At 28.3% G+C, this 22,302-nt stretch carries 20 protein-coding genes and 2 pseudogenes; 16 read left to right on the forward strand and 6 right to left on the reverse strand.

Annotated features, from left to right (window positions below; genetic code table 11):
- Positions 1-141: 141 nt before the first annotated feature.
- From LLF98_RS05120 to LLF98_RS05140, 5 genes and pseudogenes are all read left to right on the forward strand, one after another.
- Positions 142-264, forward strand: a pseudogene (locus LLF98_RS05120) (Lrp/AsnC family transcriptional regulator); the annotation flags it as partial.
- A gap of 289 nt (positions 265-553) precedes the next feature.
- Complete coding sequence (locus LLF98_RS05125; protein WP_079441911.1) at positions 554-784, forward strand: hypothetical protein; 231 nt, start codon at positions 554-556, stop codon at positions 782-784.
- A 554-nt stretch (positions 785-1,338) separates the two neighbouring features.
- On the forward strand, positions 1,339-1,632 hold the full coding sequence (locus LLF98_RS05130) for a hypothetical protein (protein ID WP_291701524.1): 294 nt from the start codon (positions 1,339-1,341) through the stop codon (positions 1,630-1,632).
- 306 nt (positions 1,633-1,938) lie between these two features.
- Positions 1,939-2,208, forward strand: a complete 270-nt coding sequence (locus LLF98_RS05135) for an ACT domain-containing protein (RefSeq protein ID WP_291701526.1) — start codon at positions 1,939-1,941, stop codon at positions 2,206-2,208.
- 13 nt (positions 2,209-2,221) lie between these two features.
- Complete coding sequence (locus LLF98_RS05140; protein ID WP_291701528.1) at positions 2,222-3,577, forward strand: PFL family protein; 1,356 nt, start codon at positions 2,222-2,224, stop codon at positions 3,575-3,577.
- 265 nt (positions 3,578-3,842) lie between these two features.
- On the opposite strand, the gene LLF98_RS05145 is transcribed toward LLF98_RS05140, so the two are convergent.
- On the reverse strand, positions 3,843-4,001 hold the full coding sequence (locus LLF98_RS05145; protein ID WP_291701529.1) for a hypothetical protein: 159 nt from the start codon (positions 3,999-4,001) through the stop codon (positions 3,843-3,845).
- Positions 4,002-4,188: 187 nt separating this feature from the next.
- On the opposite strand from LLF98_RS05145, the gene LLF98_RS05150 reads away from it, so the two are divergent.
- Positions 4,189-6,255, forward strand: coding sequence for a YgiQ family radical SAM protein (locus tag LLF98_RS05150; protein ID WP_291701532.1), 2,067 nt, complete (start codon positions 4,189-4,191; stop codon positions 6,253-6,255).
- A gap of 109 nt (positions 6,256-6,364) precedes the next feature.
- Here the strand turns inward: LLF98_RS05150 and LLF98_RS05155 are convergent, their stop codons facing one another.
- Positions 6,365-7,423: a lactonase family protein gene (locus tag LLF98_RS05155; protein ID WP_291701534.1), complete on the reverse strand. Its 1,059-nt coding sequence runs from the start codon at positions 7,421-7,423 to the stop codon at positions 6,365-6,367.
- 561 nt (positions 7,424-7,984) lie between these two features.
- Here LLF98_RS05155 and metA point away from each other — a divergent pair.
- The gene (gene metA, locus LLF98_RS05160; RefSeq protein ID WP_291701536.1) at positions 7,985-8,899 is read left to right on the forward strand and encodes a homoserine O-succinyltransferase; all 915 of its coding nucleotides are present in this window, start codon (positions 7,985-7,987) and stop codon (positions 8,897-8,899) included.
- Here the strand turns inward: metA and LLF98_RS05165 are convergent.
- Both LLF98_RS05165 and LLF98_RS05170 read right to left on the reverse strand, forming a co-directional pair.
- Positions 8,886-9,155: a DUF1294 domain-containing protein gene (locus tag LLF98_RS05165; protein ID WP_291701537.1), complete on the reverse strand. Its 270-nt coding sequence runs from the start codon at positions 9,153-9,155 to the stop codon at positions 8,886-8,888. The genes metA and LLF98_RS05165 overlap by 14 nt on opposite strands.
- 237 nt (positions 9,156-9,392) lie before the next feature.
- Positions 9,393-10,034: an undecaprenyl diphosphate synthase family protein gene (locus LLF98_RS05170; RefSeq protein WP_291701539.1), complete on the reverse strand. Its 642-nt coding sequence runs from the start codon at positions 10,032-10,034 to the stop codon at positions 9,393-9,395.
- 448 nt (positions 10,035-10,482) lie between these two features.
- Here LLF98_RS05170 and LLF98_RS05175 point away from each other — a divergent pair, with 448 nt between their 5' ends.
- The 9 genes and pseudogenes from LLF98_RS05175 (at position 10,483) to LLF98_RS05215 (ending at position 19,873) form a co-directional block, all read left to right on the forward strand.
- A complete protein-coding gene (locus LLF98_RS05175) occupies positions 10,483-11,241 on the forward strand; it encodes an exodeoxyribonuclease III (RefSeq protein WP_291701542.1) in 759 nt (252 codons plus the stop codon).
- Between the two features lie 859 nt (positions 11,242-12,100).
- Positions 12,101-12,889 (forward strand): HAD-IIA family hydrolase, encoded by a 789-nt coding sequence (locus LLF98_RS05180; RefSeq protein WP_291701544.1) that lies wholly within the window; start codon positions 12,101-12,103, stop codon positions 12,887-12,889.
- A gap of 308 nt (positions 12,890-13,197) precedes the next feature.
- Entirely contained in the window at positions 13,198-13,800 is a 603-nt protein-coding gene (locus LLF98_RS05185; protein WP_291701546.1) for a CoA pyrophosphatase, read from the forward strand.
- Positions 13,801-14,813: 1,013 nt separating this feature from the next.
- Complete coding sequence (gene fsa, locus LLF98_RS05190; RefSeq protein WP_291701548.1) at positions 14,814-15,461, forward strand: fructose-6-phosphate aldolase; 648 nt, start codon at positions 14,814-14,816, stop codon at positions 15,459-15,461.
- A gap of 158 nt (positions 15,462-15,619) precedes the next feature.
- Positions 15,620-15,715: pseudogene (locus tag LLF98_RS05195) on the forward strand (peptide ABC transporter ATP-binding protein); the annotation flags it as partial.
- Between the two features lie 166 nt (positions 15,716-15,881).
- On the forward strand, positions 15,882-16,892 hold the full coding sequence (locus LLF98_RS05200) for an asparaginase (RefSeq protein ID WP_291701550.1): 1,011 nt from the start codon (positions 15,882-15,884) through the stop codon (positions 16,890-16,892).
- A 222-nt stretch (positions 16,893-17,114) separates the two neighbouring features.
- Positions 17,115-18,047, forward strand: coding sequence for a metallophosphoesterase (locus LLF98_RS05205; protein ID WP_291701552.1), 933 nt, complete (start codon positions 17,115-17,117; stop codon positions 18,045-18,047).
- Between the two features lie 37 nt (positions 18,048-18,084).
- Positions 18,085-19,020 carry a dipeptidase gene (locus LLF98_RS05210; protein ID WP_291701554.1) on the forward strand — a complete coding sequence of 312 codons (936 nt, stop codon included), beginning with the start codon at positions 18,085-18,087 and terminating at the stop codon, positions 19,018-19,020.
- A 109-nt stretch (positions 19,021-19,129) separates the two neighbouring features.
- The gene (locus LLF98_RS05215) at positions 19,130-19,873 is read left to right on the forward strand and encodes an SDR family oxidoreductase (protein ID WP_291701556.1); all 744 of its coding nucleotides are present in this window, start codon (positions 19,130-19,132) and stop codon (positions 19,871-19,873) included.
- Between the two features lie 52 nt (positions 19,874-19,925).
- Here the strand turns inward: LLF98_RS05215 and LLF98_RS05220 are convergent, their stop codons facing one another.
- Together LLF98_RS05220 and LLF98_RS05225 are read right to left on the reverse strand one after the other, a co-directional pair.
- Positions 19,926-21,440 carry a HAMP domain-containing sensor histidine kinase gene (locus LLF98_RS05220; RefSeq protein WP_291701558.1) on the reverse strand — a complete coding sequence of 505 codons (1,515 nt, stop codon included), beginning with the start codon at positions 21,438-21,440 and terminating at the stop codon, positions 19,926-19,928.
- Positions 21,440-22,111, reverse strand: a complete 672-nt coding sequence (locus LLF98_RS05225; RefSeq protein ID WP_291701560.1) for a response regulator transcription factor — start codon at positions 22,109-22,111, stop codon at positions 21,440-21,442. The genes LLF98_RS05220 and LLF98_RS05225 overlap by 1 nt, the downstream gene beginning before the upstream one ends.
- Between the last annotated feature and the right edge of the window lie 191 nt (positions 22,112-22,302).

Here is a 22,302-nt window from a genome sequence, read left to right on the forward strand (position 1 = left end):
CTTGCTCTGTTACTAATTTTATTATTTCCATCTTGTATTCTACTGAAAATTTCTTTCTTTTAGTCATTTGATTAACACATCCTTATCTGTACTTATTATACATACTTTTCTATGTGTCTATCAAATAGGGTATACTCCAGAATGTTAGAATGTACTTGTGTAACGGGCAAATATTCTATGTTCATTAAGTTAGTTTATCATACAATTTTAGAGTTAGATGCTTTTGGTGGCAAATTGCAAAAGTTTGGGAATGCAGAAACTTAAATTGTATTTTCTACAGCTATGGAGCATAGTGGGATATATCTATTTTTAGAGTTTAATCATAAATAAATATATCCATAAAGAAAAAGAAGTTGAAAGAGTTGCCTTAAATGCAAAAATTTATTTGCATTTAAGGCAACTTTCTATTGTTAAATTATAAAATGCAGAATAATTTAAAAATTCATGTCATAAAATTATATAAGTATAAGTAAGGATTGATGCTTGATCTTAGTAATAAAGGATTTCTAAAGCAATTAAATTATTAAATAAAATATTGGAGGGAGGAAATATTGTGAATGAATATGAGGAAAAGTTAAACGAAAATAAGAACATAATATTGAGAAACATAGAACAGGGTAAAAAAGCTGGAATTAATAAGGTTTCTGCTGTTTTTGCCATAAGCAAGCGGGATGAGATCAGAAAAAATATGGTTACAGATTTGGCTACTTGGCTAATAACTGATGGATATAAAGTATCACTTAAGGAAGGTGAATTGGAAATATTAACAATTGAATGGGACTAAAACATAAGGTTAAATAAGCTGGAGTTTTGTATCTCTTACATAAAGTGATTCTTAGCTTCAGATGGAGTTCTCGTAATAGGAATACAATTCTCCACCTGAAGTTTAGAAGAACTTATCCAGGAGCGTGCAGCCGTTATCTCCCAATTAAGCAGAGAACCTAAAAGTGAGAGTCTGAATCTTGCATTCGGGTGCTCGAACTTTCATACTGTGCATCTATGATTTAGTGTGAATTGGTTAAGCAGACATCTCAAGTCTATGATTTGATGATGGTCGCTTACTCTGTGAGTACTTCTATGACTTTAGGACGAGGAGTTTCATATATAGAGTAGTGTTACGGAGGCTAGCTATCGGATAAACTGAAGAGATATTAAAATAAAGTGCAACTTTTCAGGTGGAGTCCTATACTTCACCTGAATTTAGTTGAGCAGACAGAACATCATACAAAATTGCGTGATTGAACAAAGTTCAATGTTAGATAATAGAAAAATATCATGCTATATTATGAATAAATAAAAATAATTATTTTATGTTAATAAAAGGAAGGGGTGAAAGCTATGAAAGTTGAGTTTTGTCTTGTAGATAATGGTGATATTGTTTTTACAAAAGAATCAAAAGATTTGAAAGATGTAATAGACGTTATTACGAAAGTTGGAACGGAAATAAATTTGTTTTTTAGCAAAGATGATTTCATACATGGTTATGTACAAAACATAATGTATCAAGTTAATGCAGAAAGTAATGATGAAAGTCTAAGAGTATATTTTTCAAATGATTATACAAAATCTAAAAATAAAGAAAGAATATCTAGTGAACATTTAAGTGCTACAAAACTAAATGCAAAGAAATAATATAAATTAAAAATATAGTTTTTTTGAAGATACACTAAAGCAGTAAGTATAATAAATTAAACTTGCTGCTTAATTAAATAGAATATGTGTAGATTATACATAGAGGCCTTGAATTTCAAAAATAAATAGTAGTAACACGAATAAAAAGAAAAAAATGTTATAAAATGTTCTGTAAAAATTGACAAAATATAATATAAATTATAGAATAAATATAGCAATCATGATATTATCCAATTCAATGCGAATTGGATTTAATATTTTAGTAAAGTATCTTAAAAAATAAACTTATGAATGGAGTAGATAAGCATGAAAGCAATATTAACAGTAATTGGGCAAGATAAAGTTGGTATTATAGCAGGGATTAGTCAAAAAATGTTAGAATATAGCATTAATATATTAGACGTTAATCAAACTATAATGCAAGGTTTTTTCACTATGATAATGGTATTAGACTGCAAAGAGATGAAGGGCAGTTTTGAAGATGTTCGTGCAGGGCTTACAGTTGAAGGTGAAAGACTTGGGGTGGAAATAAAGGTACAAAGAGAAGAAATATTTAAGTCAATGCATTCATTATAATTAGGAGGGGCTTATGAATACTAATAATATACTTGAAACCATAAAAATGATTGAAGAAGAAAGACTTGATGTAAGAACTATAACAATGGGTATTTCATTACTTGATTGCATAGATCCAGATGGAGATAAAGCTAGAATTAAAATATATGATAAGATTACAAAATCTGCTGAACATTTAGTAGAAGTGGGCAGACAAATAGAATCAGAATTTGGTATTCCAATAGTTAATAAGAGAGTTTCAATAACTCCAATGTCAATAATTGCAGGGGCTACAGATGAAACTGATTATGTTGAATTTGCAAGAACTTTAGACAGAGCAGCTCACACTTTAGGAATAGATTTCTTAGGTGGTTTTTCAGCATTAGTTCATAAAGGTTGCACTAAGGGAGACAAGATTTTAATTAAGTCAATTCCAGAAGCATTAGCAGTAACTCAAAAAGTTTGTGCATCTGTTAATGTAGGTTGTACAAAATCAGGAATAAATATGAATGCTGTAAGAGACATGGCAGATGTTATAAAACAAACTGCAGAACTTACTAAGGATGCAAAGGGATTTGGATGTGCAAAATTAGTTATATTTGCAAATGCAGTTGAAGATAATCCATTTATGGCAGGAGCTTTTCATGGAATCGGAGAAGCTGAAAAAATTATAAATGTTGGAGTAAGTGGACCAGGAGTTGTTAAGAGAGCTCTTGAAAAAGTAAGAGGGCAATCTTTTGACGTTGTTGCAGAAACAATTAAGCAAACTGCATTTAAAGTTACTAGAATGGGCGAATTAGTTGCAAAAGAAGCGTCAAGAAGATTAGATGTACCTTTTGGTATAGTTGACTTATCTCTTGCACCAACACCAGCTGTTGGAGATTCGGTTGCAGAAATTTTAGAAGAAATAGGTCTTGAACAAGTTGGAACTCATGGTACTATTGCAGCACTTGCAATGCTTAACGATGCAGTTAAAAAAGGTGGAGTTATGGCATGTAGTCATGTTGGAGGCTTAAGTGGAGCTTTCATACCAGTATCAGAAGATGCAGGAATGATAGCTGCAGTAAATAGTGGATCATTAAATTTAGAAAAATTAGAAGGTATGACATGCGTATGTTCAGTTGGTCTTGATATGATTGCAATTCCTGGAGATACACCAGCATCAACAATTGCAGGTATGATTGCGGATGAAGCAGCAATAGGAGTAATTAATAATAAGACTACAGCTGTTAGAATAATACCAGCACCAGGATGTGTAGTTGGAGATATGGTTGAATTTGGTGGTCTTTTAGGTACAGCACCTGTAATGAAAGTAAACGGAAAATCATCAGAGTTATTTTATAACAGAGGTGGAAGAATTCCAGCACCTATACATTCATTTAAGAACTAATTTAAAATATATTTAGTTGAAAAATAACAGTTTTAAACAAATGGATAAGATTGTTGAATAGATAATACATAAATAAAAAATATAAAACGCATGGAAAGTGTATAAATTAAACTTCCATGCGTTTTTATTTATATGAAAAATTTATTTTGTTATTCGACAATATATCTATTAGTGACAAAATTTCTTTCGTATAGATATAGACTTTATCATTAGTATTCGCATCATTAAGAATAATTTTGGAAATAAAAGTTATAGGACCTAAGGTTTAAAAGAAGAATAAGAAAGGCCACAAGTTTCCAAAATTAAATCCATTATTAAATCCATTATTAAATCCACAACAGTTATTAAATCCACAACAATTATTAAATCCACAACAGTTATTGCAACAACAATTTCTACGGTGACGTCTACAACAATTTCTCATAATTCATTTCTCCTTTGTACTATTAATCTTTTGTTATAGTAATAATATATTCAACATAATTAAAAAGTGTTACACAATAAAAGTTGGAAATATATGAAATAGTATTATATAGATACATAATTAAGTTTATTATGTTATAATAGCGAAAGAGAAAATTAAAAACATAGAAAATTAAGTAGGTGGAAATATGGTAAATGAAAAAAAGTTTTTACCAATAAGTAAAAAAGACATGAAAGAAAGAGGTTGGGACGAATGTGATTTTATAGTAGTCACAGCTGATGCATATATAGATCATCATAGTTTTGGAACTGCAATTATTTCAAGAGTACTTGAAGCACATGGATATAAGGTGGGAATAATTGCTCAACCTGATTGGAAGACTCTTTATGATTTTCAGAAACTTGGAAGACCTAAATATGGTTTTTTAGTTAATGCAGGAAATATGGATTCTATGGTTAACCATTATACTGTAAGCAAAAAGCTAAGAGAAAAAGATCTTTATTCGCCAGGTGGAGAGATGGGGCTTAGGCCAGATAGAGCTACTATTGTTTATTGTAATAAGATAAGAGAATCTTATAAAGATATTAACATTGTAATAGGAGGAATTGAGGCTAGCCTTAGAAGGTTTGCTCATTATGACTATTGGAGTGACAAAGTAAGAAAATCAATGCTTATTGATAGTACAGCAGATTTATTAATTTATGGTATGGGTGAAAAACAAATTGTAGCAGTAGCAGAAAGTTTGAAAAATGGAGTAGTTTCAAAGGACATAACTTATGTAAGAGGTACTTGTTATGCTACGGAAAGTTTAGAAGACATACAGGATTATATTGAAATTCCTTCTTATAAAGATGTTTGTGCAGATAAATATAAATATGCGGAAGCTAGTAAGATTGAATATGAGGAGCAAGATTCAGTAAGAGGTCATATTCTTGTACAAAAACATGGGAATAAGTATGTGGTTCAAAATATACCTGAAGCACCTTTAAATAGAGAAGAATTAGATGAAGTTTATGGGCTTCCATATATGAAAAGTTATCATCCTATATATGAAGGAAAAGGTGGAATAGCTGCAATTGAAGAAGTTAGGTTTAGTACAGTAAGTTCTAGAGGATGCTTTGGTGATTGTAAATTTTGTGCTATAACATTTCATCAAGGTAGAGTTGTTCAAAGTAGAAGTAAGGAATCAATATTACAAGAAGTGGAAGAAATTACACAACTTCCTGATTTTAAAGGATACATACATGATGTTGGTGGACCTACTGCGAACTTTAGAAAACCTGCATGTAGTAAACAATTAGCATTTGGGGCTTGCATTGCAAAAGAATGTTTATCACCAGCAGTTTGCAAGAATATGGATGTGGATCATACTGAATATTTAGATTTACTTAGATCTATAAGAAAAGTTCCAGGCGTTAAAAAGGCATTTGTACGTTCTGGGCTTAGATATGATTATATTATGGCTGATAAAGATGATACATTCTTTAAAGAATTAGTTGAACATCATGTAAGTGGGAAGCTAAAAGTAGCGCCTGAGCATGTTTCAAAGCAAGTTTTAAAATACATGGGTAAGCCGGCAGGTGAAACTTATGATAAGTTTGTAGATAAGTTCGAGAAAATAACAAAAAAGATTGGTAAGAAACAATATATAGTTCCATATTTAATGTCGTCTCATCCAGGAAGTACATTGGATTGTGCTATAGAACTAGCTGAATATTTAAGAGATATAAATTATCAACCAGAGCAAGTGCAAGATTTTTATCCAACACCAGGAACATCAGCTACTACTATGTATTATACAGGACTTGACCCAATGACGATGAAAGAAGTTTATGTTCCAAAGACTAAGCATGAAAAAGCTATGCAAAGAGCACTTCTTCAATTTAAAAATTCAAAGTATTATACATTAGTATATGAGGCATTGACTGAGGCCGGTAGAACAGATTTAATTGGAGATGGTCCTAAGTGCCTCATAAGAGATAAGAGTCATGGGAATAGTGGGGGTAATAACAGTAGATATAGAAAAAAACAAGTTCAAGGAGAAAATAATAAAAATAATTCTTATAAAGGAAATAGAAGTATAAAAGAAAAGCATGGAAGTAAAACTGGAAAATTAAACGATAAAAACTTATCTGTGCAAGGAAAATTTAAAGGAAAGAATGAAAGTAGATATGCTGATAAAACTCAAACTAGCAGAGGGAAAAGTACTGTTGTAGATAAAAGAAAATCTAGTCCAAGAAATAAATCTAAATAAGAATTCACTTTTTTAAGCTTTCTAATAGCAGTTTAGTTTTGCAATTAGAAAGCTTTTTATGTTAAGAGTATACTCCGTGAGAAGAATAAACTAGAACATGATTATATGATTAAATAAATTCTATACACGTGGGAGTTGGAATAGTTTCTGATTTGATAAATGTTAATATACCTGTTGTTTGGTTAATAGAAAATATAGAAATATTATCAGAACTTTCGTTGGCACAAAGCAAGAAGTTACCTGTTGGGTCTAATTGAAAATCTTTAGGTGAATCACCGTTGCAAGAAAAAGTATCTACATACTTTAATTTTCCATCATCTTGGTTTATAAAAAATAAGCTTAAAGAATTATTTCCTCTCTCTGAAGTGTATAAAAATTTATTATTTTTATGAATACGTATAGCAGCACCACATTTTTTATCGTTATAGTCTTTAGGTAAACTGCTTAAAGTTTGTATATTCTCAAAAGGAATTTCTGATTTTGAGTTATATTTAAAAACAAAAATCTCAGAAGTTAGCTCACTTAAGACATAATAAAAAGGATTTGCCTTTGAATAAGTTATATGTCTTGGACCTGTTCCTCTTGGAAATGAATAGCTAAGATCATCTTTTTGAACAAGCTTATTATCTTCTAAGCTGGAAATTATCATTTTATCAATGCCTAAATCAACGGACATGATATATTTTTCATCTGCTGTAAACATAGAACAATGAATGTGAGGTTTTTCTTGTCTTGAAATATTTATACTACAGGCATTATGACTACCGAGCATAGGAGAATTTAAAATTAAGCCATCTAAGGTATTATAAACAAGCATTTTATTTTCATGGTAGTTTGATGAAATTAATACTTGTTTGTTATTACTTATACTCAAGTGGCAAGGTGGTTTTTCTTCCGATAGATTAAAATTTATCAAATGCAGTTTATCTTCTTCTTGCCAATATTTAAATGATGATACCCCAGACTTTTCACCAATTTTGCAAGTGGAATAAATAATATGCCTTACTTTATCAATGGATAAATATGTAGGATTTTCTATTTCATAAGCCAAATTAAATTTTTCAATATTACCAGAAACCATATCAAAATTAATCCTATAAATTCCCTTGCTTTTATTTTTGGTATAAGTTCCAATAAACCCAACTATAACATTTTGTTTTAATATCATTATGTATGCCCCCTTTTTGTCATATATTTATAAGTATAGCATAAATATACGTGGGAGATTTTTGTACATGTAACATAGACAATACTCATTTTGCTTATTTGATAATAAAGTATAAAAATATATAAAAATTCATAATTATACATAATAATTAATATAAAAATACAATTTTGGAAGATTAAATTTTTGTAAATAATCAATTGTGTGATTTTAGGCATATGAAAGAAAATAACAAGTCCATGATGCGATGTATATTTTGTTTCAGGCGAAGAAATATGAAGCAAAATATACTAACATGCTGACTTGTTATTTTTTTGAATATGCCTTAATTTAAGAAAAGTCATGATATTGATTACATTTATTAGTTAATTTCATACGAATGCATTAAAGAAACTTAATTTGGATATATAATATATATTAAGTTTTTGATGTTGATAAGCTATAAAACTTTGATATAATAGTTATAAGCATATTTGGACAGTTATATCTTTTTAGATGCTTAAATAAAATAATTTTAAATTAATTTCAAGCAATAAGTATTCAAGTAGAAGGGGGAGTTTAGGAATGCCAATAAGAATTCCTATAGAATTGCCTGCATTTCAGGTTTTATCTAATGAAAATATATTCATAATGAATGATGAGAGGGCTAATACTCAAGATATAAGACCGCTAAGAATAGCAATTCTTAATTTAATGCCTAAAAAAATAGTAACAGAAAATCAATTACTTAGATATTTATCTAATACACCACTGCAAGTAGAAATAAAGCTACTTCAAACTAAGAGCTACATTTCTCAGAATACGCCTTCGGAACATTTAAATAAGTTTTATAGTTACTTTGATGACATAAAACATGAAAAATTTGATGGATTTTTAATAACTGGGGCTCCTGTTGAACAAATGAAATTTGAAGATGTTACATATTGGAAAGAACTCACTGAAATAATGGAGTGGAGCAAAACTAATGTATTTTCAACATTTTATATTTGTTGGGGTGCTCAAGCTGGATTAAATTATCACTATAATATACCTAAATATGCTTTAAAAGAAAAAATGTTTGGAATATTCTCACATGGGGTAAATAATGAAAAGGCGGATCTTACAAGAGGTTTAGATGATGTATTCTATGCACCACATTCTAGGCATGCTGAAGTTAGACGTGAAGATATAGATAAAATTCCAGACCTTGAAATTTTATCTGAATCTGAAGATGCTGGCGTATTTATTGTAGCAACAAAAGATAGAAGAAGTGTATTTATAACAGGTCATATGGAATATGATAGAAATACATTAAAAGAAGAATATATAAGAGATAAAGAGAAGGGAGATAATATACAAATACCTAAAAACTATTTCAAAAATGATGATGTAAATGAAACCCCTCAATATACATGGAGAGGTGCTGCAAGTATAGTTTTTGGAAATTGGCTAAATTATTGTGTATATCAAAATACACCTTATGATCTTAATACGCTTTAAAATAAAATATAATTAAACAAATTTGCATAAGAAGTATAAATGGAACTCCAATTGTAAACTTCTTATGCTTTATTTTATGCCTAAAACTAGACATTCCGAGTAGCATACCAATAGTTCCTCCAAAAGCAGAGATTCCTAAAAGAGTTTTTTCGGGTATTCTCCATTCTTTATGAATAGCTCTTTGCTTATCTATAAGCATAATGAAGAACCCAAGCAAATTAATAATCAATAAATATGTTAGAACAACTTTAAGCATAACATTCACTCCAATATAATAATGTAAATTTATTATTATGATAGCACAAATTATATTGGAGTACAAAAATATTAAATATAATCATTTAATTCAATCAAAAGATGTTAATAACCAATCAAATATTTTGCAACAGACGCTTAAAAGAACAATAAATCTTCTATTTCTATTTTTCATTTACGAGGAAAGTATAGAAATAGAAGATTTCCATTATATCATTAATATCTTGAGTCAACTTATTTAACCACCAAGAGTTATATCTTGTTCATTGTACCAAGAAAGTGCATTATAAAAATCGTTTTCTTTAAAATCTGGCCAATAATTATCTAAAATATAAAAATCTGAATAAACTGATTGAACTGGTAACAAACCACTCAATCGTCTTCGACCACCCCATCTAATTATAAGATCTATTCTAGAAATATCCTTTGAGTGTAAATATGGCTGAATGTGTTTTTTGGAAGAATCATTGTTTTTTAATAAGTTTAAATCCCATTCCCAACCATAGTTAATTAAAAAATTCGCTTTTATACCACCTATGCCAAATTTTTGCCTAGTAGTAAATGGTAATAATTCTTTTGGAAAACAACTAGATTCAATATTTCCTAAGACTAATATTTCACAGTTTTCTTTTGTTAAAAGCATAACTGAGTCAATGCAAGCTTTTGTAAATGCTTCTTTTTGATTGCTAGGACGTTTTGTATTATCTGTTGTAAAACCATAAAAGGTTATTTCCTGAACATTCTCTTTTTGACATAATTTAAAAACTTGCAGTCCTGGATTTATTCCATACTCATATCCCTTATCTTTACTTAATTCATTGGATAAAGCCCAGCGCCTATTGCCATCAGGAATAATTCCTATATGTTTTGGTATTCGCATAATTTTATTTCACCTCTTATAATTAATATCGCTTCTAAGAGTATAACCAAGTAATCTTAAAAAATACACACAAATGAAAAAAGCGCAAAGCGCAACTAAGAACTTTTCACAAATGAAAAAAGTGAAAGTGCAACCAAGAACCTTCCATAAATAAAAAACCTAAGCATAAGATAGGGGGATCTTAGTTGCTGCTGATGTAACATTCTTATCATTAAATTTTACATTTAAGTTTCTTAATTCTTTCTCAATATTCACATTACTTTGTGGTATAATTGTCATAGGGATCTCTCCTTTCGTTTTTAATTTTTTTCGCAAAAATATTTTACCACGAAATAGGAGTAAAATCCCTTTTTAATTTTTTAAAACATAAAAATTAGCAATATCAATGCTTTGCTGTTGCACCTACCGAATCTAAGTTTATATAAAATATTACGGGGAGGATATATAAGTGAAGAAATTAATTTCATGGAATGTTAATGGCTTAAGAGCTTGTGTTAAAAAGGGTTTTGTAGAATATTTTAAAGAAGTAGATGCAGACATATTTTGTATACAAGAAAGCAAACTTCAAGAAGGTCAAATAGATTTAGAATTAGAAGGATATTATAGTTATTGGAATTATGCAGAAAAAAAAGGATATTCAGGTACAGCAGTATTCACAAAGGAAGAGCCTTTGAATGTGAAGATAGGTATGGGAATTAAAGAATATGATAATGAAGGTAGAGTAATTACATTAGAATTTAATAAATTTTACTTAGTGAATGTATATACTCCAAATTCAAAACAAGGTTTGGAGAGAATTGACTATAGAATGGTATGGGAAGATGTTTTTAGAATATACTTAAAGTCTATTGAAGAAAATAAACCTGTAATAGTATGCGGAGATTTAAATGTTGCTCATAATGAAATAGACCTTAAAAATCCTAAGAGTAACAGAAAAAATGCTGGATTTAGTGATGAGGAAAGAGGAAAGATAGCTGAACTTTTAGATGCTGGCTTTATAGATACATATAGATATTTTTATCCTGATCAAGAAGATATATACTCATGGTGGTCATATAGATTTAATGCAAGGAAAAATAATGCTGGATGGAGAATTGATTATTTTTTAGTTTCAAAAAATTTAAAAGATAAATTAGAAGATGCCAAAATTCATATGGATGTAATAGGTTCAGATCATTGTCCTGTTGAATTAGTGATTAACTTATGAATATGATTTACTAAATGGTACTATTTATGCTGAAATTTGTGCATCAATTAGTCTGGTATTTTTGAAAGGACAATGCTTTAGATTCAACTATTGCTATTTTGATATATTACCTTGCATTGATAGATTTATAGACTCAGCTTTATGCATCATGCTTTTGTGAAGAAAATCAGTAAAATCCATATCAATTTTATTAGGATGCTCTAAAGCATATTTAATAATAACTGATGCAGATTTCCCTAATGTGTCAGAAACTACACTGGCTATCATTAAATTTGAGATAGTTAATGAATTTAGGGTTTGCTAAAGTAACTTTGCAAGTAGTTTAAAGACCATTATAGATAGGAATCCAATATTTGCTGGTAATTTCCAGGCAAACCTCACTACAATTGTTAAGAGATAGCCAATCTCTTAACTGTATCAAATCAGAAGTGAAAGTGTTGAATTATTTGGTTTTATAAGTTGTGATGTTATTAACGTCGGTAGTTGCAATAGTAGCAACAGCAAACTTTTATATGTACATCAATTCCACAACTTATTTGATGTACTACTTTTAACATTTTATCACCTTAAAATAAAAAAATTAAGCATACAGACTTTAACTGAATACCTAAGCTTTTAAACGGTCTTTGCTTAAACAAATATTAACTTAGCTGCTCGATGGCACACTTATTTGTGCTTAATAATGTATTCGGCACATGTTATTATGCGGATTACAGTAGGTATAATCACACTTACTCCGTCGTGCTCTGTAGTATGTCTGTATACTTGTCTTAATTATTGACATAATTGAGATGTTTATACCAATGTATTTCATTAAAATTTGTGCCTTGAGCACAGTGAAAGGAATGACAGTTATATTATGTTAAAAGATAAAAAATTATTTTTACTAGATATTGATGGAACAATACTATTAGATACTACGCTAATTGATGGAACATTAGATTTTATGAATTATGTTTTAAGCATAGGTGGTAAATATATTTTTATAACGAATAATTCCACTAAAAGCATTGAAGACTATATTATAAAATTTGAAAAATTTAAGATTAAAGTTGATGAAACAAGCTTTGTAACATCATCATATGCTACAGCATTATATCTGAGAGAAAAATATGAAGATAAAAAAATATTTGTCCTTGGAACAAAATCATTTATTCAAGAACTTAGAACATTTAATGTGAATGTTACAGAAGAGCAAGATGATGATATTGCTTGTGCAGTAGTAGGCTTTGATAATGAATTGAATTATAAAAAGATAGAAAATATATGCGAATTGTTACTTACAAGGGATATTGATTATATAGCAACTAATCCAGATTTTGTATGTCCAACTAGTTTTGGTTTTATTCCTGATTGCGGATCAATATGCGAAATGATAGGTCATGCAGTAAAAAGAGAGCCTTTATATATTGGTAAGCCTAATAAAACAATAGTAGATATGTGTTTAAAACAAACTGGATTTACTAAGGAAGAAACATTAGTTATAGGGGATAGATTATATACAGATATTGCTTGTGGAATAAATAGTGGTGTTGATACTGCTGTAGTATTTACTGGAGAAGCAACAAAGGAAGATTTAATAGATACAGAATTTAAACCAATGTATAGTTTTGATACAATTAAGGAATTATACCAAGAAATGAAGTAACAGCTACATGAAAAGTAGAGTTTGCACCTTTCATATAAGTAATACTATTGTCCAATAAGTTAGATAGACCTATAATTTTATTGAATAATTCAATAAAAATAAACGTTGCTACTGATATAAGATTTTTATCATTAAATTTTGCCTTTAAGTTTAAGAATATCTAAGTTATATTTCTAACTAATAATTTAATTACCTTCTTGGTTATAATAATTATTAATGAGATATAGCTTTTTTATGTTACTTAAAGTTAATATTTGGTATAATATTTATAGTATGATACTTTTTGTAAAGGAGGACGATTATAGCATATGGATATGGAAAATATAAAAAAGATAATAAAAAGCAGTAAATCTTATATTAATGGATGGGAAAGGATGAAAAGATCAGCTGTAATTATTCCATTAGTAAAAATAAACAATAAAATCTGTATACTATTTGAAGTTAGAGCAAAAAAATTAAATAGTCAACCAGGAGATATCTGCTTTCCTGGGGGGAAGATAGATGAAAATGAAACACCTAAAGAAGCTGCATTAAGGGAAATGTTTGAAGAGCTTGGGGTTAAAAGCATTAATATTGTAAATGAATTAGATACTGTAGTTAGATATGATGGGATTATAATTCACCCATATTTAGGAATAATTGAAAACTTTGATGATATTCATATAAATGAAAGTGAAGTAGATCATGTATTTTGTGTTCCATTAACTTACCTTTTAAATCATAAGCCTCTTCAAGTAAGCGGTAAAATAAATGTTGAAAGATCTAAAGAGTTTCCATATGATTTAATAGTTAATAAGGAGAACTACAAGTTTAGGGAAGCTAGTTATACGTCTTTATTTTATAAATATGAAGATTATAATATATGGGGAATTACCGCAGAAATGCTACAAAATTTTTTAAACAAACTATAATTAATCCTTAACAATAAAAAAACATCCCTAAACCAACCGTATTCCCTATAAACCTTGACTAAACATTGAGGCGAAGTCAGATTGAAGAGATAAGGAAAAATTAAGAATTAATGGAGAAAAAAACAGAATAATAAATAAACAATAAACTTAGTAAAATAAAGAGCTAAGGAGCTATTCCTTAGCTCTTTTCAACGTAAAAAATGAAGAAGTAAAAAGAAAAAAATACAGGAGATATCCATCCTATAAAAATACATCTAACTTTAGTGTTTATAAGAGTCGGAGCGATACCAAGCAGCTGAAGCAATAGGAAATGAAAAAGTAGCACCAAATGAAGATTTAAAAGAAATATACTCAAAAGTATATAAAACATATAATTAAGCTTATCCTAGAATTAAGGATATCTAAAAATAAATTAACAAACAATTATTTACTTTAAGTATCTAATTTCTATATTGATAATATTTAGTTTAAAAAATGTTAAATAATAATTATAATGTTTAGGTAATTTATAATAAACTATGAATACTTTAACAAAAATAATAATAGTGATATTATTTAAGAAAGCTATTATTCTTTATAAGATATATGAGAAGAGTATTATCAAATAAAAAAATGTAAATATAGAGCTAAAGATGTTTAGAAGCATATACTTCTGTGAATTCTTTAATAGATATTTACAAGGAAGTATCTCTAGCGGATATATCAGATATAGACGAATTTGAAGAACTGTATCTTTAAAATGATATATCAACAAAAAAGTTTTAGATAAGTACTTAAAAACATATTTTTAAAGTTATATAATTAAATTATTATAAGGTAAGTCTTAAATCTTGATTGGAACTTCAGATTTGGACGAACCTTTTAAATAATAATATATAGCTGATAATGGGCAATTTAAGAAAAAATATAGAATTTCTTTAAAACAGTCTTATTGCATAAATCCAGTTATATATTTTTATTCGGGATTGTCCATTGCCAACTATTCATTAAAAACAAGAGGAGATGTTAAAGAAATGAGATTTTTTTTAGACACAGCAAACATAGAACACATTAAAGAAGCAAATGAAATGGGAGTAATATGCGGTGTTACTACAAACCCATCATTAATAGCAAAAGAAGGAAGAGACTTTAATGAAGTTATAAAGGAAATAACAGAAATAGTAGATGGACCAATAAGTGGAGAAGTTATAAGCGAAGATGCACAAGGAATGATTAAAGAAGGAAGAGAAATCGCAGCAATCCATAAGAATATGATTGTAAAAATTCCAATGACAGCAGAAGGACTTAAGGCAACTAAAGTTTTATCTAAAGAGGGAATTAAAACAAATGTAACTTTAATATTCTCAGTAACACAAGCGTTACTTGCTGCTAATGCAGGATCAACATATGTAAGTCCATTCTTAGGAAGAATAGATGATATTTCAATGGATGGAATGAAACTTGTTAGAAATATAGCAGATATATTTGCAATTCATGGAATAGAAACAGAAATAATCGCAGCTAGCGTAAGAAATCCAATTCATGTTATTCAAGCAGCACAAGCTGGGGCTGATATTTCAACAATACCTTATAGCTTAGTAATGCAAATGATAAAACACCCATTAACAGATCAAGGACTTGAAAAATTCAAAGCAGATTGGGCAGCAGCTTTCGGAAAATAAAAATCTGGCAGTTTGATGTACGTTTCAAATGAAATGATATATTAACAATTTGAATTATATAAAAAGTTAAATATTAAACAATATAAATATGTAAATAGATTTATAAATAAAAATAAAACTATTTACATATTAGAATTAATGTAATAAGAGTACTTTCAGCAGAGACTACTGAAAAAGCTATTAATTTATTAGATAAGGTTGGTTTAAGAGATAAGAAGGATGTTTATCCTGATACTTTATCTGGCGGCCCAAGGTAAAGAGTTGCTATAGCTAGAAATCTTGAAATAAACCTTAAGATAATGTTATTTTATATAGTATAAAATATTATGACATATTGGATTGCTATTTTGGTTATTAAATTAATGGATATGAAAAGTTAAGGCATATTTATATCTACTACATAAAATTAGGAGGGACAAAATGTTATTACTTGACTCTAAAAATTCTGAACTTAAAAATATAGTTATTTTAGCTACTGGTGGAACTATTGCTGGCACTGGAGAAACTGGAAAAACAACTAATTATAAAGCTGGTGATTTAGATATACAAACATTAATTGATAGTGTGTCTAATCTTGATAAAATAGCTAACATATATGGTGAACAAATTGCTAATGTTGATAGTAATGATATAACTATTAACCATTGGTTAACTCTTGCAAATAGAATAAACGAACTTTCAAAGCAGAAGGATATCGACGGATTTGTAATAACTCATGGTACTGATACTTTAGAAGAAACAGCATATTTTTTAGATTTAACTGTTAAAACAAATAAGCCAGTAGTATTGACAGGCGCAATGAGACCTTCTACTGCAACTAGTGCAGATGGACCATTAAATTTATACCAAGCAGTAGCTTTAGCAGCTAGTGATTTATCTAAGGGACAAGGGTCTATGGTTGTTTTTGCAGATGGAATTTATAGTGGAAGAAATGTGCAAAAGGTTAATACATTTAAAACAAATGCTTTTAATTCCATAGATTTCGGTTGCCTTGGATATATGAGAGATAATACACCTTATTTTTTTAATAAATCTACAAAACTACATACAGTTGATTCACAATTTGATATTTCAGTGTTGACTAAGTTACCTGAAGTGTCTATTGCATATTTTAATATTGGAGCTGATCCTTTAATTATTGATTATTTAGCTCAAAAGTCTGAGGGGCTTGTAATTGCAGGAGCTGGGTGCGGTACTTTTAGTTCAGCTTGGTTAAAGAAAATTAAGGCACTTGAGGATAAAGGTATCCCAGTTGTAAGATCTTCAAGAATAGGTAGTGGAATCATATTAAAAGATTTTTCTATAGATAAATCTTCTAATTGTATTCCTAGCAATACATTAGCACCTCCAAAAGCTAGAATATTACTTTCTTTAGCTTTAACTAAAACCAAGGATTATTCTGAAATAGAAAAAATTTTTGTGGAGTATTAAGGGACATTCAAAATATAAGTGTGATTTAAATGTGTATGAATAGTAATGAATAGTTAAAGATGAAGTTAATCTACATAATAGATTATCGTCATCTTTTTTTGTTTGGAATTGACTAAAAGTATAAGTTATGAAATTAAATTTCATATGTCTAATGTAAATTATCAATTAAAGGATAATATTCATATAATAAATGAAATTAATATAAGTGTATAGGATTGATTTATGAGTGAATATTGTATAAAAAGTAAGAATTTTATTGAAAGAATATTGAAAACAGGAAAGCTAATTGAGTTTGATGAAGCTTCAAAGATAGTTTTAATAAGTGATGTTCATAGAGGGGATGGAGGATATGCAGATTCTTTAAGGCAAAACAGAAATATTTATAAAGCTGCTCTTGGATTTTATTATGAAAATGGCTATAATTTAATTGAATTAGGTGATGGGGATGAGCTATGGAAAAATATAAATTGTTTGGATATAGCTTATAATTATAAAGATATTTTTACCATATTAAATGAGTTTCATGAAGATGATAGATTATGTCTAGTTTTTGGAAATCATGATATAGTTAAATCAAATCCAGAATTTATAAAAAAACAAGAAAAAATCTTTGAAGCTGCAGGTAATGGATTTGGACATGAAATGATTAATCTTTATAAGAATATAAAATTTTATGAGGGGGTTATACTTAAATATACTCCTTTAAACAAAGATATAATTGCATTTCATGGACATCAAGTTGATTGGATTAACTGTGATATGTGGAAAAGTAGTAGATTCTTAGTTAGATATGTATGGAGATTTCTAGAAGGATTTGCTGGTTTTAAATCTCCTATTAGTCCAGCAAATAATTATGATAAAGGAAGTAAGATAGACAATATACTTAAAAAGTTAGCACGAAAAGAAAGAAAAATGATTATTTGTGGACATACACATAATGATATATTTCCCAATCCTGGGAAGGGACTTTATTTTAACGATGGTTGTTGTGTATTTCCATCAGCAATAACGTGTATTGAACTAACTAATGGAGAAATTTCTTTAGTTAAATGGGAAATAGAAGTTGGTAACAAAGATATTTTATATATTACTAAAAGTATAACAGGAGGACCTGAAAAAATACAAAAATATTTAGATTACGCCGAGAGATTTTAATAAATGAAATATTTTAAGACGCACGAGGAGAACAAATATGAAGTTTATAGATTTACATTGTGATACAGCAGCTAGAATACTTTACGAAAATTTAAATTTAAAAAATGAATTATGCAAAGTTAATATTAAAAATTTAAAAAAAGGCGTAAGTTTAGGACAGGTATTTGCATTTTTTGTAGATCAAGAATTGAATGATGATTCATATGATGAATTTTCAAAACTATATAGTAGATTTATGAAAGAAATTAAGGAAAACTTTAATGAAATAGAAATAGTAAGAAGCATAGAAGAATTAAAGAATGCTGAAAAATTAGGTAAAATAGGAGCCTTTCTTTCTATAGAAGAAGGAGAAGTTATTAAGGGGAGTGTAAAGAATTTAAAGAGAGTATATGAAATGGGAATTAGGATATTGACAATTACTTGGAATTATAAAAATCAATTGGGATATCCTAATGCAGAATATGTTCATAAAGATAAAGGTTTAACTAAAAAAGGAATAGAAGTTATTGAAGAATGTGAAAACTTAGGTATAATACCAGATGTATCACATTTATCAGATGCTGGTTTTTATGATTTGATTAAAATTTGTAAAAAACCCTTTATAGCTTCTCACTCTAATGCTCGAGCTATAACAAATCATCCTAGAAACTTAGACGATGATATGATAAAGTCATTAGCTAAAAAAGGTGGAGTAATGGGAATAAATTTTTGCTCTGATTTTTTAGGAAATAAAAGTATATCTTCAATAGAAGATATGATATTTCATATAAAGCATATAAAAAATGTTGGTGGAATTGATGTATTAGCTCTTGGTAGTGATTTTGATGGTATAGGAAATGAAGTTGAAATAAAAGATGCTTCAGAGTTTGATAAATTGTATTTTGCTCTTAAAAATAATAATTTTAAGGAATTAGAAATAGAAAAAATATTCTATAAAAATGTAATTAGAGTTTTTGAAGAAACATTAAAATGATATAAAATTAATGTTTATAAAACAAATTATATAAAATAAAGTTGAAAGGTGGTGGGCTTTAGTAGAGATTTAATATTAATATATATAATCTCACTAAAGAAAGGTAATTATGAATAAATTAAGTGGTAAAGTTGCACTGATTACAGGTGCATCAAGAGGTATTGGGAGAGCTATAGCTATAGAATTTGCAAAACAGGGAGCAAGTGTAATAATAAACTATTCAAGTGATGATGAAGGTGCAAAAGAAACCTTAGAAGAAGTAAAAAAAGTAAATGGATATGGAATTATAATAAAAGGGGATATATCCGCTTATGAAAAGTGTAATATAATAGTTGAAGAAGCGTTAAAGATAATGGGGAAAATAGATATTTTGGTTAATAATGCAGGTATAAGCTGCATTGGATTATTTATGGATGTTACAGAAGAAGAAATTCAAAAAATTGTAAGTACTAATCTTTTTGGAACAATATATCTAACAAAACATGTTCTTAAAGATATGATTTCAAGAAAAAATGGAAACATAATAAACATTTCTTCTATGTGGGGAGAAGTGGGGGCATCCTGTGAAGTATTGTATTCAACTACAAAAGGTGGATTAAATTTATTTACAAAAGCCCTTGCAAAAGAAATTGCTCCTTCAAATATAAGAGTAAATTGTATTGCACCAGGAGTAATAAATACAAAAATGAATTCATTTTTAGGAGAAGAGGAAAAAATCTCCCTAGAAGAAGAAATTCCTCTAGGGAGATTTGGAAATGCAAGTGAAATAGGAAAAATAGCAGTATTTTTATGTAGTGAAGATTCCTCATATATTACAGGACAAATCATACGCGCAGATGGTGGATTTATCTAGCGAGTAGATAAATCCACCATCGTATTTATGTCAACATTTTTCTAATGAAATATTATAGATCATCTTCAGGTGGCACTATTTTTTCTAAGTAGAAGTAAAATTCGACACCTCCATCTATATTTTTAAGGTTAAATTCACTATTATGAAGATGTAAAATATTTTTAACTATTGATAATCCAATACCAGTGCTATTTTTTTGAGTTCGTTCTCTAGATTTATCTAGTCTATAGAATTTATCAAAAAGTTTACTTATTTCTTCTTCAGGAATAGTTACACCAATGTTTTGGACTGATATTTTGAACTTATCTAAACCTTCTTCAATATTTACATTAATAGTATTACTTGGAGGAGTATACTTAATTGCATTGGTTATAAGATTAGTTAAAACCTGTTCCATTTGAAATGGATCTGCATAAACATAGCTATAAGGAGTTGAAGAATTAAAGTTTACATTAAATTTATTTTCTTCAAAGTCAGGATTATGTTTTTTAAGTACCTTTGTAATTAATCTATTTATATTAAAGGCTTCAGGATTTGGTTTAGTGGTTCCAGATTCAAGTTTTGAAAGTTCCAGCATATTAGTGACTAAAACACTCATTTTTTTAGATTCATCAATTATGGTTTCCAAATACATTTTAGCGTCTTCACCAGACACAATACCATCTTTAATACCTTCTGCATAACCTTCTATTATACCAATTGGAGTCTTAAGCTCGTGACTTACATTAGCTGTGAATTCCTTTCTCATATTATCCAATTGTCTTTCTTTTTCAATGTCATCTTCTAACTTTTTATTTTTCTTTTGCAGGTCTAACAGTGCAGAGTGAAGGTTTTTTGATAAAAAGTTTAAGGATTTAGCCAGGCTTCCTATTTCATCTTCTCTATTAGTCTCACAAACTGCAGAAAAATCCATGTTAGACATTTTATTTGCAGCATAAGTTAAAGTTACAAGAGGTTTAGATATTAAATTAGAATAAATTAAAGCAAGTATTATAGAAACAGTAATTAGACCAAAAAATAAATATATAAAGAACTCACTTATAACTTCAGAAGCTTCTTTTATAGGCTGAATAGAAGAAACACAAAAGATAAGGCTATCATTTTTACTACTTAGGGACATAGGACTAACTACTCCAATTTTTTTTAGTCCACTACTCTTATTATCAAAATTTGTATACTTAGTTTGAGAATATGTAATAACTTCATTTATTAAATCTTTATTATTAATTAGTTCTGTACCAAAAGCAGTTAAAGTATCAAAATTCTCCTTATCATCATTAACATTATTAGAAAGATATATAATATCTCCATTTAAAGAAGTAACAATAACTTTAGCATTATTATCATTTTCAAATTTTTGAAGAGCTTTGTATAAATCAGAATTATTATCAATATGAAGAGAGTATAAATCATGAAATTTATTAACTTCTTGTACTAACGATATTGTTTTTTTATAAGAATAAAATCTTTCAAAGAAAAAAGCTTGTGCAAAGTATGTTATAAGCATTAAACCAATAATTAGAGATAACGTTATAATAAATAGTCTTTTAGATAAACTGTACTTCATTATTTGGACTCAAATTTATATCCACTGCCACGAACAGTAATTATATAATTTGCCTTATCTAATAATTTTTCTCTAAGTCTTTTAACATTAGTGTCTACAGTACGAATATCTCCATAATAATCAATACCCCATACGTTGTCTAGAATATTATCTCTAGTTAATGCAATATTTTCATTAGTAATTAAATATATTAAAAGCTCATATTCTTTTGGTGATAAGATTATTTCTTTTCCATCAATTTTGACTTCATGAGAAAGTTTATTTATAGTAAGTCCATTAAAATCTTGAGAACTTGAATCTAAGTCTTCTCTAGTCCTTTTAAGAAGTGCTTTAACTTTAGCAATTAAAACCTTAGGACTAAAAGGTTTTGTCATGTAATCATCAGCACCGTAATCATAGCCTTGAAGTTTATCTTCTTCTTCTCCTTTTGCAGTAAGTAGAATTGCAGGAACCGTTGAAACTTCCCTTAATTTTTCAAGCATAGTTAATCCATCCATAATAGGCATCATTATATCTAAAAGCACCAGATCAATTTTTTGAGTGCTAAATATATATAAGCCCTCTTCACCATTTGAAGCTTCAAAAACATTAAAATCTTCTTTCATTAAATAATCTCTAAGTAAAAACCTAATTCTAAGTTCATCCTCTACAATCAAAATAGATTTTTTCATTGTTATGTCATCTCCTTTATTTAAACTAATTTGTATAAAATAAATTAAAGTTTCATATTCATAATATGTAAAAGTTTATTCATAATTTATAATACATTAAAAATAAGGCAATTAGATTACAATTTTATGATTAACTTTCTATATTAAGATATCAGAGTAAATTTTAGTTATAAGAGTAAGTATATAGTTGT

The sequence above is a fragment of the Clostridium sp. genome, from assembly GCF_021372645.1.
Classification (GTDB): domain Bacteria; phylum Bacillota; class Clostridia; order Clostridiales; family Clostridiaceae; genus Clostridium.